This window comes from Thermomicrobium sp. (assembly GCF_053493975.1).
This window is the reverse complement of the sequence record NZ_JBRBZA010000048.1, coordinates 15,794-31,409: the sequence shown is the minus strand read 5'-3', so window position 1 is coordinate 31,409 and position 15,616 is coordinate 15,794. Positions and strand designations below refer to the sequence as shown.

The window sequence follows — 15,616 nt, the reverse complement described above, 5'->3', positions numbered from 1 at the left end:
ATGCCCACCACGATCACTCGACTCGACGTCTACGACGTCCGCTTTCCCACCTCGCTCACCCTGGCCGGATCCGATGCCATGCATCCTGACCCGGACTATTCGGCCGCTTACGTCATCCTCCACACCGATTCCCCCGGCCTGGAGGGGCATGGGCTCACCTTCACCATCGGCCGCGGCAACGAGCTCTGCGTCGCCGCTGTCCACTCGCTCGCGCCCTTCGTCGTCGGCCAGCGACTCGAGGAGATCGTCGCCGACTTCGGTCGCTACTGGGATCGGCTCACCAATGACGGTCAACTCCGCTGGGTCGGGCCGGAGAAAGGCGTGCTGCATCTGGCGACCGCCGCGGTCATCAATGCGCTGTGGGACCTCTGGGCTCGCGCAGTCGGCAAGCCGGTCTGGAAGCTCCTGGCCGACCTTTCGCCCGAAGAGATCGTCCGCCTCGTCCCCTTCCGCCACATCACCGATGCGCTCACCCCGGACGAAGCGCTGGCACTCCTCCGCCGGCAGGCACCGACGCGCGCCGAGCGGGAACAGGAACTCTTCCGCTCCGGCTACCCCTGCTATACCACCTCGGCCGGCTGGCTCGGCTACTCGGACGAGCAGGTCGCGGCGCTCGCCCGCCAGGCGATCGAGCAGGGCTTCACCGCCATCAAGATGAAGGTCGGCCAGGATCTCGCGCACGACCGGGCTCGGGCTCGGCTCTTGCGGGACGTCATCGGTCCCGACCGCAAGCTGATGATGGACGCCAACCAGCGCTGGGACGTCCCGCAAGCCATCGCCTGGATGCGCGAACTCGCTGAGTTCGACCCCTGGTGGATCGAGGAACCGACGCACCCGGACGACGTCCTCGGCCACAAGGCGATCGCCGAGGCCATCGCACCGATCGGCGTGGCGACCGGCGAGCATGTGGCCAACCGCGTGGTCTTCAAGCAGCTCCTGGCCTCCGGCGCCATCCGCTTCTGCCAGATCGACGCCTGCCGGCTCGGCGGCGTGAACGAAGTCATCGCCGTCCTGCTCATGGCTGCCAAGTTCGGCGTACCGGTCTGCCCGCACGCCGGTGGCGTCGGCCTCTGCGAGTACGTCCAGCACCTCTCGATGTTCGACTTCATCGCCGTGAGCGGCAGCATGGAGCACCGGATGATCGAGCACGTCGATCATCTCCACGAGCACTTCGTCGACCCAGTCACCGTGCGGAACGCCCGCTATCTCCCGCCACAGCAGCCGGGCTACTCGATCGAGATGAAGCGCGAGTCGCTCGAGCAGTACCGCTACCCCGACGGGCCAGTCTGGCGCGAGCTGCGGCCGCGTGCACCGGCGGGCGAACAGCACTGAGATCGGCGCGACGACTCGTCCGAGCGGCCTGCACCGCGCACTCGTGACACGACGGCATGCGCCAACGGCACGGAGCATCGACTCCCGCGCTCGTCCTGCGCTGGTGCCTGCACTGTTCTGGCCTCATCCAGGTGACGGGAGAGCGACAGGTGCGTCAGACGAGCGGCTCGTGGTGGCCGCGGCTCTCACCGCTCACGCGACTCGGGTCGAGTGAGCAGACTCATCGCGCCGCGTCGTACCGAACACCAGGTCAGCACGCTCGCCCTGTCATCCGCGGTCGCGCTCTCCGCCGTCCGACCGAGTGGAGGAATCGCCCCGATCGGTCGCCAGCCAGCGGGGCTCCTGGGGCAGCGCGTACCTCGCGTTTCCCCGCGGTTGGCCGCGTGCTCACCAGATCGAGGGATCGTAGTCGGCGCTCCAGTCATGCAGCGTCCCCGACGGCCCCTCCCAATAGAGATTGCCGGCGTCGTCCATCCAGGTGGGATCGGGGTTTTCGCCGCTCAACGCTTGGCTCCACTCTTCGGCCATCCAGGTATTGAAGGCATCGTGCTCGGGATCGTAGAGACCTCCACCGCTCGAGTACAAGTCGCTGTACAAGTCTCCGGAGAAGTCGTAGCCGCCGCTGTCCCAGCCGACATCCGCGAACGGATCTTGGAAGCCGTAAAGGGGCGTGCCGTAGTCGAACGCACCCCAGTCCCAGGCCGGCGTCATCGCACTGCCGTACCCCATCCCGCCACCATCGACCCAGACGTCGGGCACCTGCCCACCCTCGAGCGGCCCCGGTACGCCGATGACGTACGCCTCGGCGTCCTCCAGAACGGCCGGAAGTTCGGGGACATACTCGTCCAGCAGCCCATACGGAGCGATGAAACTGACGATGTATCCTGTCCACCCGTCGCAGAGGATCCAGAGTATCGCCTCGTACGGCTGCCCGTTCTGCACGGCCGCGTAGGCCAACTCGATCGCCGGCCATCCCGCGAAGGAAGTCCATTGCGTGTGAAAGGCATAGAACTGCTGACTCTGCTGCTGCAGGCGCAAGTAGACGACGGCCGCGTACTGGAGCGGGTTCATCGGCTGAGGCAACGGCTCCGTGTACCAAAAGAGTCCCGGCTGGAACGGCACGTTCCCCTGCACGGGAGCCAAGTAGGCGACCCGTTGCCCATCGGACACGCGCTGCCAGCCGGTCGCGAGCTGTTCCCGCTGCACGTTCGTGCGGCGGAGCGCCGGGGTGACGTTCGCCGCGATCCCCGGTGTCGGCGTCCCCTCGTCGCGCGTCAGGAACCACAAGCCGGCCGCCCCGATGACACCGACGGAGAGACACCCGCACACCAGTGCGACCGCCCCGAGCACCAAAAACCAGCCTCGCCGCGCCATCGCTCGTCCCCCGCGTACCGCGTGTCAGGCACCGACCGCTCGTCTTTTGGATGCGTCCGAGTATACGGCAGCCCGCGGTCGCGCGCCACAGTGGTGCGCTCCTTCGATCAGCTACCGCCCCTCGCCGACTCGTCCCGGCACCGCGTCGACCAGCACCCACCGGCCGGTTTCCGGTGCCGCGCGAGCCGCCCGCTTTCTTCCGCCGTCCGAGCGGACACTGGGCGACGGCCGCGATCGATGCCCCCGCACTCGGCGAGCACGCCCCGAGCCGGTCGACCGACGTTCGGTTGCCTCCGACCGCCAGCGGGCTGCATGGCCCCGGTCGGCGATCGCCCCGGCTGACGCCTGCACGAGGAGGACCCTTCCCGGTTGGCGAGCCGTCACCGAGGCAGCCCCGCGCTGCAGCCGTGAGCCGGGCCTCTCGGGGACGAGCGGGCAGGGGGCCTCCGCTGCGCCGTCGCGTGGCCGACGGGCGAGGCGCAGGGCCACCAGGCGGCGTACCCAGCGCGAGCTGCCACACCGGATCGGCTAGGCACCCTCGATCCGACCGGTGCCGACCGGCTCGGTCTCGGTCGCCGCCCTGCCGATGCCCATCATGCCCGTCGCGAAGCCGAAACGAGACTATCACCCCCTCGACCGGTCGTTTTCCGCGTCGTATCATAGTGTTGTCCCCACGCACGTGGGGGTGTACCGCTCTCGTTGGCATTGCTGGCGATGTCGATGGCATCGTCCCCACGCACGTGGGGGTGTACCGCGATGGCGAAGACCGAACACTCTCGACTGACCGTTGTCCCCACGCACGTGGGGGTGTACCGGGAGCCAACGAGATGGCCGAGGTCATCGGTACATCGTCCCCACGCGCGTAGGGTGTACTCACCGGACTACGTCAAACAGCGCAGCGTAGCACATCGTCCCCACGCACGGAGGGTGTACGGGAACCGTGGCGAGGGCCCTCACGCCCTCGAACATCGTCCCCACGCACGTGGGCGATGCACGGCTAGTCGGACCGCCTTGACGATGCCTCCGCTGCCAGCAACCATGCCGACGACATGCTTACCAGCGCCACGACGCGGGCGCCCCGCACGACCGGCTTCACCTCGTCGGCTGTCCGCTTCTGCCACAATGGATCGCGCGTGCTGGACCGATCCAGAGATGGCGCCGCACCACGATCGACTCGACGGCTTGCGCGACTGTATCTCCGTGGATGCCCGCAAGAGGACCTGCGCAAACCCTGCCTGCAGCGCTGAGCGTCGCGGTCGAAAGGATGAGACTCATGCGCTTCAACCTCGGCCCACCGCCGACCGATCCCTTGTTCCAGCCAGCTCCGCCCTGGCGAACCCTGCGCGAGCCGACCCGGACCAGCATCGTCGTCCTGCTCTCCGTGCCGCTCGGTCTCCTCGCCGCTTCGCTCTTCGCTCTGCCCCTTCTCCTCCGCTCACCCGATCGCACGCTGACCGTCCCGCTTTCCGGATTGCCCTCGCTTCTCGCGCTGCTCCTGCTCGTTCCCTTGCACGAACTCCTCCACGCGCTCCCCCTGCCTGGCTCGCTCCGCTCGCCCCAGCTCGTCCTCGGTTTCTGGCCGCGCACGCTCCTCGCCTATGTCCACTACCACGGCGAGCTCACGCGCGCCCGGTTCCTCGTCGTCGCGCTCAGCCCGCTCGTCACGGTCAGCCTGCTCGCCCAGGCCGGCTCGCTCCTCCTGCCCACCCTCGACCCGTTCTGGCTCACCCTGGGCCTCCTGAACGCCCTCGGCTCCGGCGCCGACCTCCTGGCCGCAGCGCTCGTCCTCGCCCAGGTCCCACGCGACGCCCGCCTGCGCAACCATGGCTGGCGTACCCACTGGCGCCCAGCCGAGCACCCGCACGCCGACCGCCCTACGCCACCCGGCTCGTGATCGACCAACGCTGCGCCGCCCGTTGTCGCGCTCGCTCAGCCGATTTCCGCCCCATCCCGTGCATGATCGCTGATCAGCTCGCCCCGCACCGGCATCGCTTCGCGAGCCAGCTCCCATCGACCGTCCCGCTCTCGCCAGTATGCGGTGAACCGGACCGGCAGCGAGACCGCACGATAGCAGTCCGCCCCATCCATCAGCTGCCAGTGGAGGTGCGGCTCCGTCGAGTGACGCGAATGCCCGCACCGGCCGATCACCTCGCCCGCCCGCACCCGCTGCCCCGGCCGCACCGTCAGGTTCCCGCACTGGAGATGCGCCGAAAGACTGTGCTCCCCCGGCGCATGCTCAATCACCACGAAGTTGCCCACCGGATCCCGTGCCAGCGGCTCGATGATCCCGTTCCACCGACAGTCGTGGTGACCGTCCCGCACCGCGACGACCGTCCCATCGGCGGCCACCACGATCGGTCGGCCCCATGCGTCGTACTGCTCGGGGCGTCGGGCACCCTCCGGCACGCTCCGGCCGTGGGCGTCGGTGACCACGAGGTCAAAGGCGTCGCGTTGCCCCCAGACCGACCAGGAGTGCGACGTCTCCGGATCAGGGCCGCCGTTGACGACCGTCCAGACGCCTTCGACCGGCAGGCGATACCGTCCACGCGGTCACCACTCGTGCGGTCCCGGTCGGCGCGAACGAGAGCGGAGTCTCACCACCCCCTCCCCGATCAGCTGGCGCACAGTGGAGAACCACAGGAACGGCGAGAGGAGTCCGAGCACCTGGCTCGATCAGGAAACGGGCCGTCCAGCCCGCGCCAGCTTCCCGGCTCCACCGAGCGATGCGCCGCAGCCGAGGCAGCAGGCTCGCCACCAGCGCCCACCGCAGCGGCGCTGCTACCGCGAGTCGGTCGTCCAGCAGCGGCAGAACCTAGCCCGCCACCCCGAACAAGACCAGTTCCGTCTCCCAACGCTCGAGCGCGTCGAGCAGGCGCCTCATCGCTCCACCTCCTCCCGTGCGTCACCGGCACGTGCCCCGTCGCTGACCGCCGCTGGTCCACGCGCCCCGACCCACCCAGCCAGCACCTCGCGCGGGAAGCCGACCACCACCAGCGCGACGGCCGCGGCCACGACGAGCAGGATCAGGAGAAAAACCACGCTCAACGCCTCGGCCAGCGCGCGCTCCGAGCTGGCACGCAGCGCGTGGCTCAGGCTCGGCCGCTGCGCCGGATCGAGCAGCGCGTCGATCGCCGCCCGCTCCACCAGCCGCTGCTGGATCACCCCGTTGAGCACGGCACCCAGCACGGCCACCCCCACCGCCCCACCGATCGTCCGCGCCAAGCCGACCAGCGCCGTCGCGATCCCCCGCTCGCTCCACGCGACCGCGTTCTGCACCGCGATCAGGAACGCCGTCGCGCTGAACCCCATCCCGACCCCGAAGAGCGCTGCCGCAGCCACCGCCCACCCGAGAACCGGCCACCGCGGGACGACCTGCAGAACGAGCGCACCAGTCAGCATCGCGCCCATGCCGACGACCACCGAACTCCGGAAGCCGAAGCGCAGGATGACGCGACCAGCGACCGTCGACGCCAGTGACCAGCTCACGGCGAAGGGCATGATCGTCAGGCCAGCCGTCGCCGCCGTACCCGCTCTCAGCCCCTGCATCGCCAGGGGAAGATACGAGATCAGCCCGAACATCCCCGCGCCGATCAGGATGCTGCCCAGCCCGACGACGGCCATCAGCCGGCGGCGGACGAGCTCCAGTGGGACGATCGGCATGGCCGCCCGCTGCTCCGTCCGCCAGAAGAGCACCAAAAGCGCCGCTCCCCCCAGCGTCGCCCCGACTGCGACGACCGGCGCCGCTCCTCGTCCCTCCCCAGCAGTCGAAAGTCCCGAGAGCAGCAGCGTCATCCCGGCCGTCAGGAGGAGCGCACCCCGACAGTCCAGCGGGTGCTCGCGCCGCACCACCCGCTCCTGCACCGCTGCACCCAACAGGCCGAGCGCCACCAGCCCGACCGGCACGTTCAGGTAGAAGATCCAGCGCCAGCCGGCCAGGTCGGTGACCGCAGCCCCCACGCTCGGTCCCGCCACCGCCGCGGCACCCCAGACGGCGCTCGTCAGCCCCTGCAAGCGGGCCCGCTGCTCGAGCGGGAAGAGATCCCCCAGGATGGTCAGCGTCACCGGGATGATCCCACCCGCTCCCAGTCCCTGCAGCGCCCGGAACAGGACCAGCTGCAGCATCGACTGAGCCACTCCGCAGAGACCCGACCCGACCAAGAAGAGCGTGATGGCTGCGAGCAGGATCCGCTTGCGCCCATAGAGGTCAGCCAGCCGACCGTACAACGGGATCGTGGTCGTCGAGGTCAATAGGTACGCCGTGACGACCCACGGGTAGAGGGCGAAGCCGCGCAATTCCCCGACGATCGTCGGCATCGCCGTCCCGACGATCGAAACGTCCAGGGCAGCCAGAAAGGTCGCCGCCAGCACCCCGCTGACGATGGCGACGATCCGCCTCCGTCCGAGCTCCGATCGTCGTGCTGGCGGCCACACCCTGGCGACCCTCTCGACCCGGTCAGAAGGGCAGCGACACTCGTCGGAACCGTCCTCGTGCTTGTCGGCTGGCACTGCCAGCGGTTACCATCGCGTGAGCCACATCGGCAAGCATGACCCGCAGGCGACAGGGCGCAGTCTACGGCGCGAGCCGGAGGGCAGCAAGATGAGCGCGACGACCATACGCAGACGATCGCCCGTTCGGGCGTCGTCGACCGGACGATGGGTCCAGTTGCTCCTCAGCCTGGCCGTGCTGTCAGCAGTCGCCGCGTGGCCATCGCTCGCCACTGCCGCGCCGACCGGACACGACGCCTTCCTCGACACCTGGGCGCGCAGCGACCTGCCCGTCGCCGAGGGACGCGTCAGCCGGACCTGGATGTGGGGTCCCGAGCCGTTCACGGTGCCGCTCCGCGAGCCGTACGCCGACGCTCCCGGGGGAACGCGCCTCGTCCAGTATTTCGACAAGTCGCGCATGGAGATCACCGATCCAGCAGCTGACCGTGCCTCACCCTGGTACGTCACCAACGGGCTCCTCGCCAAGGAGCTGATCACCGGCCAGCTCCAGCTCGGCGACCAGACCTTTCAGACGCATCCTCCCGCCATCGTCAACGTCGCCGGGGACCCCGACGATCCCACTGCCCCGACCTACGCCACGTTCGCCGCGCTGCTCGCCGCACCACCGCTGCCCGTCGGCAGCCTCGTGACCCAGACGCTCGATCGTGCCGGCCAGGTGGGGAACGACCCGGCTTTGGCACGCTACGGCGTGACCGCTGCGCTGCTCGTCCCGGAGACCGGCCACACCGTCGCCTCGGTCTTCTGGACCTTCATGAACAGTCGCGGCCTGGTCTACACCGGCTGGCGGTTCCGCGACGATGCGCTCTTCCCCAATCCCTTCTATGCCACCGGCTTCCCGATCACCGAGCCCTACTGGACGCGCGTCCGCGTCGGCGGCACGCCGCACGACGTCCTCGTCCAGTGCTTCGAGCGTCGCTGTCTGACCTACGCGCCCGACAATCCCACCGGCTGGCAGGTCGAGGCCGGCAACGTCGGGCAGCATTACTATCGCTGGCGCTACGAGCAGCTGGCGCAGCCGGTGCAGCAGGCAGGCGTCTACCAGTTGGCCACGGTCACCAACGTGGTCGATGGCGACACGATCGACGTCCGCTTCGCCGATGGCCGCACCGCCCGCGTCCGCCTGATCGGCGTCGACACGCCGGAGGTCTACAGTGAAGTCGAGTGTTTCGGCGTGGCTGCCTCGCAGTTCACCGCCGAGTGGCTGGCCGGCAAGGAGGTAGCGCTCCAGCGCGACGTCTCGGAGACCGACCGGTACGGGCGGCTCCTCCGCTACGTTTGGATCGGCCCCTATCTCTTCAACGAGGAGCTGGTCCGGCGCGGCTACGCCGGTGTCGCCACCTACCCGCCGGACGTCGCCTACGCCTGGCGTTTCCGCGAGGCCGAGCGAGCTGCCCGCGAGGAACGAGCTGGGCTCTGGGGCGTCTGCCCCGTCCCACCCGTGGGACGCGATACCGAACCAGCCCCGCCACCAGGACCGCCCCCATCCCCGTCACCGACGCCCACACCCTCGCCCAACTGCGATCCGAGCTATCCGACAGTGTGCATTCCGCCTCCGCCGCCCGACCTCGACTGCTCGGATATCCCCCACCGGCGCTTCCCGGTTCTTCCACCCGATCCGCATCGCTTCGACTCGGACCGCGACGGCATCGGTTGCGAACTCGGGTAGCCCGGACACCGACGAGCGAGTGCACTCGTCCCTGCCCGATCCGCTCTCCGAGCAGCCGGGCATGGCATCATGATTCAGTGCTGTACTGAACCGGCTATCGCGCGCGTAGCGGGAAAGGATCGAGGTGGATGATCGGTATCACGGCAGCGACTGGTCGACTGGGTCGTCTCGTCATCGCCGAGCTCCTCCAGCGAGTGCCCCCTGACCGACTGGTTGCACTCGCTCGCGATCTCGACAAGGCGAGGGATCTCGCTGCACAGGGAATCACCGTTCGCCACGCCGACTACGACGATCCGGCGACGCTGGATACCGCGCTCCGTGGCATCCAGCGCCTGCTGCTCATCTCCGGGACCGAGGTGGGCCGGCGCGTCCGACAACACCAGAACGTCATCGCTACCGCCGTACGCGCCGGTGTCCAATACATCGCCTACACGAGCCTCCTCCACGCCGACCGCTCTCCACTCCGCTTCCTCGCTGACGAGCACCTAGCGACTGAGCATGCCTTGCAGGAGAGCGGTCTTTCCTGGGTCATCCTGCGCCACGGCTGGTATACCGAGAACTTCGAGGAACGTGTCCGTCACGCCGCCGCCATCGGCGAACTCGTCAGTGCGACCGGCACAGCACGCCTGTCACCCGCGACGCGCGCCGACTATGCTGTCGCTGCCGCAATCGTCCTCACTGATGACGGGCACGCTGGGCACATCTATGAACTGGCTGGTGACGAAGCCTGGACGATGGCTGATCTGGCGCAGGCCATCACCGAGGCGATCGGGCGGCCCATCGCTTCTCGCCACGTCACCCCTGCGGAGTACCGTGCCTTTCTTCTCCGACAAGGCACGCCCGAACCCATCGCTGACGTGCTCCTGACCATCGAGTCCGGCATCGCGCAGGAGGCGCTCTTCGACGACAGCCGCACGCTGAGTCGCCTCATCGGCCGACCGACCACGTCGCTCCGAACAGTCGTGCGGACGTGGCTGTGCGCCTGAGTTGGCCACCGGCCAACTGCGGCCACTTCCTGCCCCATCTGAGGACATCCCGCTGCCAGCACCGCCTCGCTCGAGGCGCGACAGCTGCTCAGCGCGACGAGTGCTGCTCCGCCGCAGGTCGATGCATTTTCGGCTCACCCACCAGCGGGCCCCGCCGCGTTGCTCTTCGCCTGCTCGATGGGAACACCGCTGTTCCCGCCGCTGCTCCATCCTGATCGACAGTGCAGGGTGCGGTCACCGACCGCCGATCGAGCGTGCGCCGTCGATCAGCTGACCGCGGGGTCGGCCGGCACGACCGCGCTCGATCGTGGGAGAAGTCTGAAGAGGAGAGGCAGGGGTACCGTGCGTCTTTTCCGCTCGCTCGCTGCTGACACGCCGGAGATGGTTGGCGGGATCCTCCTCTTCGCGTGGCTGGTCGCCTCCTTCGTCCTCGATCTCTACGCGATTTACCTCACGTTCGGCGGTTTCGGCGTGCTCCTGGGCATCGTTCTGGCGCCGATCGTCTTCGTCATCGCACCGTGGTACGCCGGGGTCGCACACGGCTTTTGGTGGCCACTGATCGTCGAGTACGGCGGGCTGATCGTGTTCGGACTCGTCTTCGGCCTGGGCGAGAAGCTTTTCGGCAACGCTGACTGACTCCCGCCGATCTCCAGCGGCGATGCCGGGCGATCGCCTCAGCGGGCCCGTCGTCCAGCTCGGCTCTGCTAGTCATCTGGCATCCCAGCGTCAACCGCACTGTCCACGGCAGGACGCGAGGAGACCGCTCGTCCGGTCACTGCCCGATTCCCTCTCTCCGCGTTCCATCCATCAGTCTCGTCCGACCGAAGGGGAACCGCGTCTCGGCTCGAGCGCTAGCCGCAAAGTCCGTGTTGATTCAGGACGATGTTCCCAGTTGTCGTTCACCGCTCCCGCCGATGCTCTTCGACGAGAGAAGGGATGTGCGGTGCTGATGCGCGACGTCTTCTTGCGTCGCCAGCCGATCCTCACGCGTCGCCTCGACGTCTGGGGTTACCAGGTCAGCGCGAGCTACCCGACCCTCGCGCAGCCGCTACTTGCCCCGAGTGCATCCGTCGCGCAGTCCGACCCTGCGCAGGCCGAAGCGCGTCTCGTGTTCGACGCGCTCGCCGAAGTCGGACTCCCCGCCCTGGTCGGCGACTCGACCGCGCTCATCCAGCTTTCTCCCGCCGCGGCGCTCGCTACCCAAGACTTTTTGACAGGGCTCGCGACGCCGGACCGGCTGATCCCAATCCTCACGCTCGACCCCCCACCCGATCGACAACTCCTGCTCGATGCGATCGCCGCACTGCGCAGCCACGGCTTTCGCGTCGGGACCGCTGGAGTTCCGAGCGATGAGATGCTGCAGGCAGTCAGCCGGGCGGTCGATCTCGTCGTCGTAGAGTACAGTCGAGTGACCACGCACCTGGACGCGCTGGCCAGTCACCTGCGCGCCGGGCGTGCTCTCCTTTTAGTCACGGGGATCGAGGACTATCAGGCCTTCGACCGATGCCGGGAACAGCGCGTGACGCTTTTCGCTGGGCCGTTCCTCGCGCTCCCTCGTCCCGTTCGGATGCTCCGTGCCCCAGCGAGTCGTGCGCTCCTCTTGTTGCTCGCACGGCTGCAAGATCCCGAGGTGGAATTCTCCGAACTCGAGGCGCTGATCTCCCTCGACGTGGGCCTGACCTATCGGCTCCTGCGACTCGTCAATACGGTCTGGCTCGGTCGGCGGCGGATCGAGTCGGTTCGCCAGGCGCTGCTCGTGCTCGGGACGCGTCTGGTCTCCGCCTGGGTCACGCTTCTGCTCATGGCCGACATTCCCGACAAACCACAAGAATTGCTCACCTTGGCGATCGTCCGCGCGCGCATGGCTGAACTCGTCGCCGCCGCACGCGGGCGCGCGAGCCGCGAATCGGCCTTCCTGGTGGGACTGCTCTCGGTCCTCGATGCCCTGCTCGATCAGCCGATGTCCGACCTCGTCGCCGCTCTCCCACTCGCTGACGAACTCGCGGCTGCGTTGCTCCACCGGGAAGGCGAGCTCGGCCTCGTCCTCGATATCGTGCTCGCCTACGAGCGAGGCGATTGGCTGCGCCTGCCGGCAAGCGGACTTCGCCCGTCGCTCCTCAGCTCTGCGTACGTGGATGCTCTGGCCTTCGCCCGCGAGATCGAGTCAGCATTGGCTGCATGAATGCCGGTCCGCGAGATTCTCATCGCTCGACAACCGGTCTTCGACCGCCACTTGGAGACGGCGGCCTACGAACTCCGCTACGGTCAACCCGGCGGAAAGGCGGGTGCACCGTCGACGCAGGACGCCGAGCGCTTTCTCGATACCCTGCTGGATTTGGGGCTCGACGAACTGGTCGGTGCTCGCACCGCCATCGTCGCTTTGCCGGCTTCCGTTCTGACCAGCTCGCTCTCTGAACTGGTCACCTTGCTTCCGGCCGATCGCCTGATGGTGCTCGTCGAGCTCGCAGACTATCTGCACAACGATGTGCGCGAAGCCCTGCGCCGCCTCGCTCGCCGCGGCTGTCAGATCCTTCTCGAACTCGATCTTTTCGATACGCACTTGCCCTCGATCGATGACGTCGATGCCGTCCGGGTGCGGCTCCCGGATCCCACAGTACTTCAGGAGCGGCACACGCGACTCGAAGCGCTGCTCGCGGAACTCCTCGCACCGCTCGCCTCCTCTCGGTCCGGGACCTTGCGCGTTCTCGCCTCGGACATTCGAACCTATCACGAGTTCGCGGTGTGCCGTGACCTCGGCGTCGATTTGTTCCAAGGTCCTTTCCTCTTCCGACCGCTCATCGTGCGGGGATACCAGCGACCAGTGTCCGATGCTGCGCTGCTCCTGCTTTCCCGTCTGGCCGATCCAGCGATCGACTTCGAGGAGATCGAACGGCTCCTCGCTCAGGACCTCCGACTCGCCTACAAACTGCTCAAGCTGGTCAACAGCGTCTGGTTCGCTCGGCGCAGCCGGATCGAATCGCTCCGGCAGGCGCTGCTCGTCCTCGGAATACGGAACGTGACAGCGTGGGTCACGCTGCTCGTTCTGGCCGGCGTGGAGAGCAAGCCAGTCGAACTGGTCCGTACCGCCCTTCTGCGAGCCCGCCTATGCGAACTCCTCGCTGGAGCGATCGGCTCGGCGTCGCGCGAGACAGCCTTCCTGACCGGACTGCTCTCGGTGCTCGACGCTGCCCTCGATCGACCCCTCGAGGCAGCGCTCGCTCCGCTGCCGCTCGCCAGCGAAGTGGTCGCTGCGCTCCTCGAACAGCGCGGACCACTCGGTCGGATCCTGCAGCTCGTGCGCGCCTACGAGTCCGGCGACTGGCCTCATCTCGCCGACCTCCCGTTGGCCGCCTCCGTCGTGACCGAGGCCTACCTCGATGCTCTCGCTTTTACTGCCGAAGTGCTCGGCGCGCTCGGGCAGACATCCTAGGCTGGACCCGGAAGCGACGCCGGACGTTCGAGGAAGACCGCGATCGCGCGAGCGAGTGCCCGCGGTCGCTCTTCGGGGAGAAAGTGACTCGCCTGCTGGAAGCTGAGGAAGCGAGCTCCCGGGAGAGCGCTGGCCAGTTCGGACGCTTCGTCTACCCCGAATTGGGGATCGCGCGCACCCCAGGCGAACAGCAGCGGGAGCCCGCCCGTCCCACGCTCGACGAGCGTTGTCCGCCAGCGAGCCAGATCGTCGGCCGCGAATGGGCGTACCCGTACCAAGCGAATGAGCGTCCGGCGGAATCCCATCTCGAACGGTTCCCAATACCCGTCCAGCATCGCCCGATCCAGCACGCTCTGATCGTGCAGATATCGACGCAGCGCAGCTGCCAACATCCACGGTCGGGCCAACGCCACGGCGACCTCACCGAGGACCGGTACCCGCAAGAGCTGCAGGGGCGAGAGCCTCCCGCCCCGCCACCGCTCGATCCGGAAGCTCGTGTTGGTCACCACCAGATGGGTGACCCGGTCCGGCCACCGCTCGAGCAGCGCTGCGCCGACGAGCACGCCGAAGTCATGGCCGACTAGCGCAAAGCGCTCCACCCCCAAGCGATCCAGCAGCCCGCTCAGCCGCTCCGCGAGCTCGGCCACCGTCTCGGTACCATGCCGTGGCTTGTCCGAGCGACCGAACCCGAGTAGATCCGGGGCGATGACCCGTCGCTCCCGTGCCAGCACCGGCAGGACTTTGCGCCACAAAAAGCTCGAAGTCGGGATGCCGTGCAGGAGCACCACGGGTTCTCCCTCGCCGCTCTCGCGGAAGAACCAGCGCCATCCCTCGACGTAGACGAAAGCCCCGTCGGCAGTCCGAACTTCAGCCATCGGTCGTTCCTCACCCGGTGCACCTCGACGTCGGTCGACCTGGTTCGACCAGACGACCAGCGGCATCGCGCGAACCCGTCGGACGACGCCAGCGCCCGCCCTCGCGCCCGCGATAGAGTAGCATCGTCCTGGGGAGGCACGCGATGGTGAGCCCGGAGCAGTTCCGCGACGTCATGGCCCGGCACGCCGCCGGCGTCACCGTGGTGACCACCGCCGGGCCGACCGGCTATCACGGCGTGACCGTGACCGCCTTCTGCCCGCTCTCGCTCGATCCCCCGCTCGTCCTCGTCTGCATCGACCGTCAGCAGCAAAGTCATCGGCTACTCGAGACAGCTGCCGGCTGGGTCGTCAATCTCCTCTCACGCGATCAGGAGTTCCTGGCCGAGCAGTTCGCGGGACGAGCCCCCCTGGCCGATCCGCGCTTCTCCCGCCTGCCCCATCACCTGGGCCCGCTGGGCATCCCCCGTTTGGACGGCTGCCTCGCCTGGATCGACTGCCGCCCCTGGGCTCGTTACGATGGCGGTGATCACTCCATCTTCGTGGGCCAGGTCGTCGCCCTCGATCGCGGTCCAGCCGACGACCCCCTCATCTATTTCGAGCGCCAATACCGTGAACTCGCCTGGTAGCTGCACTGTGCCACCGATCCCCTGCTGCCCGATCCACCTGGGCCGTGTCGCGAAGCCAGTGCCGTGCGCACCCGCATGCACCGCTGCCATCCGCCTCCCGCGGACGAGCCCGCACCGATCGCACGAGTACACTAGGAAAAGAGGCCTGGTCTGCCTCGGGAGCGAACGATGCACGAGCCGAGCAGCAGCGAACCGATCGCCCCGCCCCAGATGTCGAGCGGCCACCGAGGACAGCGACCGCTCTGGCACCTTCTCGCGCTCAACATCGCCCTACTCGCCGTCCTGGTCAGTGCGGTCTGGCTCACCCTCTGGTTCCTACGCCGGAGCGAGGCCCCCCGTCCGGCGCCGTCTGCCGGCGACTTCCTCGCCGCCCAAGCCTTGACGATCGGGACGGTCGCACCGGAGTTCACGCTTCCCCAGCTCGATGGCGGCCAAATCAGCCTCGGTCAGTTACGTGGGCGACCGGTTCTGGTCAACTTTTGGGCCACTTGGTGCGCACCATGCCGGTCCGAGATGCCAGCTCTGCAGCGAGTGGCGGCGCAGTACGCGGGAAGCGGCCTCGTCGTCATCGGCATCAACCAACTGGAAGACGAGGCCACGGTGCAGGAGTTCGTCCGTGAATTCGGCCTCACGTTCCCGATCGCGCTCGACCGCGACGGGGTCACCAGTCGCACCTGGCGGGTCTACGGCATTCCTCAGACCTATCTCGTCGATCGGGATGGGACGATCCGCAAAGCCTGGGTCGGGCCCGTCACCGAGCAATCGGTAACGCGCGCCCTCGACGAACTCGGGATCCGACCCGCTCCCAGCTGACCGGCGAC

Annotated in this window: 13 protein-coding genes; 9 read left to right on the top strand and 4 right to left on the bottom strand. The window is 68.1% G+C overall.

Annotated features, from left to right (window positions below; all coding sequences use genetic code 11):
- Nucleotides 1-1,332, top strand: a complete 1,332-nt coding sequence (locus ACWIVK_RS08475) for an L-fuconate dehydratase (RefSeq protein ID WP_448576213.1) — start codon at nt 1-3, stop codon at nt 1,330-1,332.
- Between the two features lie 387 nt (nt 1,333-1,719).
- Here the strand turns inward: ACWIVK_RS08475 and ACWIVK_RS08470 are convergent, their stop codons facing one another.
- Nucleotides 1,720-2,706: a hypothetical protein gene (locus tag ACWIVK_RS08470; protein ID WP_448576212.1), complete on the bottom strand. Its 987-nt coding sequence runs from the start codon at nt 2,704-2,706 to the stop codon at nt 1,720-1,722.
- A 1,273-nt stretch (nt 2,707-3,979) separates the two neighbouring features.
- Here ACWIVK_RS08470 and ACWIVK_RS08465 point away from each other — a divergent pair.
- The gene (locus ACWIVK_RS08465; RefSeq protein ID WP_448576211.1) at nt 3,980-4,600 is read left to right on the top strand and encodes a DUF3267 domain-containing protein; all 621 of its coding nucleotides are present in this window, start codon (nt 3,980-3,982) and stop codon (nt 4,598-4,600) included.
- Nucleotides 4,601-4,635: 35 nt separating this feature from the next.
- Here ACWIVK_RS08465 and ACWIVK_RS08460 read toward each other — a convergent pair whose 3' ends face one another.
- Both ACWIVK_RS08460 and ACWIVK_RS08455 read right to left on the bottom strand, forming a co-directional pair.
- Entirely contained in the window at nt 4,636-5,112 is a 477-nt protein-coding gene (locus tag ACWIVK_RS08460; protein WP_448576210.1) for a M23 family metallopeptidase, read from the bottom strand.
- A gap of 471 nt (nt 5,113-5,583) precedes the next feature.
- Nucleotides 5,584-7,137, bottom strand: coding sequence for an MDR family MFS transporter (locus tag ACWIVK_RS08455; RefSeq protein ID WP_448576209.1), 1,554 nt, complete (start codon nt 7,135-7,137; stop codon nt 5,584-5,586).
- 232 nt (nt 7,138-7,369) lie between these two features.
- Between ACWIVK_RS08455 and ACWIVK_RS08450 the strand changes: the two genes are divergently transcribed.
- The 5 genes from ACWIVK_RS08450 (at nt 7,370) to ACWIVK_RS08430 (ending at nt 13,294) form a co-directional block, all read left to right on the top strand.
- Nucleotides 7,370-8,878 (top strand): thermonuclease family protein, encoded by a 1,509-nt coding sequence (locus tag ACWIVK_RS08450; RefSeq protein WP_448576208.1) that lies wholly within the window; start codon nt 7,370-7,372, stop codon nt 8,876-8,878.
- 128 nt (nt 8,879-9,006) lie between these two features.
- Nucleotides 9,007-9,864, top strand: a complete 858-nt coding sequence (locus ACWIVK_RS08445; protein ID WP_448576207.1) for an SDR family oxidoreductase — start codon at nt 9,007-9,009, stop codon at nt 9,862-9,864.
- A 342-nt stretch (nt 9,865-10,206) separates the two neighbouring features.
- Entirely contained in the window at nt 10,207-10,500 is a 294-nt protein-coding gene (locus ACWIVK_RS08440) for a hypothetical protein (RefSeq protein ID WP_448576206.1), read from the top strand.
- A gap of 313 nt (nt 10,501-10,813) precedes the next feature.
- Nucleotides 10,814-12,046, top strand: a complete 1,233-nt coding sequence (locus ACWIVK_RS08435) for an EAL and HDOD domain-containing protein (RefSeq protein ID WP_448576214.1) — start codon at nt 10,814-10,816, stop codon at nt 12,044-12,046.
- Nucleotides 12,047-13,294: an EAL and HDOD domain-containing protein gene (locus tag ACWIVK_RS08430; RefSeq protein WP_448576205.1), complete on the top strand. Its 1,248-nt coding sequence runs from the start codon at nt 12,047-12,049 to the stop codon at nt 13,292-13,294.
- Here the strand turns inward: ACWIVK_RS08430 and ACWIVK_RS08425 are convergent.
- Nucleotides 13,291-14,169, bottom strand: a complete 879-nt coding sequence (locus tag ACWIVK_RS08425) for an alpha/beta fold hydrolase (RefSeq protein WP_448576204.1) — start codon at nt 14,167-14,169, stop codon at nt 13,291-13,293. The genes ACWIVK_RS08430 and ACWIVK_RS08425 overlap by 4 nt on opposite strands.
- 143 nt (nt 14,170-14,312) lie before the next feature.
- Between ACWIVK_RS08425 and ACWIVK_RS08420 the strand changes: the two genes are divergently transcribed.
- Together ACWIVK_RS08420 and ACWIVK_RS08415 are read left to right on the top strand one after the other, a co-directional pair.
- A complete protein-coding gene (locus ACWIVK_RS08420; RefSeq protein WP_448576203.1) occupies nt 14,313-14,795 on the top strand; it encodes a flavin reductase family protein in 483 nt (160 codons plus the stop codon).
- A 168-nt stretch (nt 14,796-14,963) separates the two neighbouring features.
- Nucleotides 14,964-15,608, top strand: coding sequence for a TlpA family protein disulfide reductase (locus ACWIVK_RS08415; protein WP_448576202.1), 645 nt, complete (start codon nt 14,964-14,966; stop codon nt 15,606-15,608).
- The last annotated feature ends 8 nt before the right edge of the window (nt 15,609-15,616 follow it).

Excerpts from the sequence above, each read along its gene's own strand:
- ACWIVK_RS08435 (WP_448576214.1), top strand. The coding sequence starts at position 10,814 with ATGCGCGACGTCTTCTTGCGTCGCCAGCCGATCCTCACGCGTCGCCTC.
- ACWIVK_RS08430 (WP_448576205.1), top strand. The coding sequence starts at position 12,047 with ATGCCGGTCCGCGAGATTCTCATCGCTCGACAACCGGTCTTCGACCGC.
- ACWIVK_RS08475 (WP_448576213.1), top strand. The coding sequence starts at position 1 with ATGCCCACCACGATCACTCGACTCGACGTCTACGACGTCCGCTTTCCC.
- ACWIVK_RS08470 (WP_448576212.1), bottom strand. The coding sequence starts at position 2,706 with ATGGCGCGGCGAGGCTGGTTTTTGGTGCTCGGGGCGGTCGCACTGGTG.
- ACWIVK_RS08420 (WP_448576203.1), top strand. The coding sequence starts at position 14,313 with ATGGTGAGCCCGGAGCAGTTCCGCGACGTCATGGCCCGGCACGCCGCC.
- ACWIVK_RS08445 (WP_448576207.1), top strand. The coding sequence starts at position 9,007 with ATGATCGGTATCACGGCAGCGACTGGTCGACTGGGTCGTCTCGTCATC.
- ACWIVK_RS08465 (WP_448576211.1), top strand. The coding sequence starts at position 3,980 with ATGCGCTTCAACCTCGGCCCACCGCCGACCGATCCCTTGTTCCAGCCA.
- ACWIVK_RS08415 (WP_448576202.1), top strand. The coding sequence starts at position 14,964 with ATGCACGAGCCGAGCAGCAGCGAACCGATCGCCCCGCCCCAGATGTCG.
- ACWIVK_RS08425 (WP_448576204.1), bottom strand. The coding sequence starts at position 14,169 with ATGGCTGAAGTTCGGACTGCCGACGGGGCTTTCGTCTACGTCGAGGGA.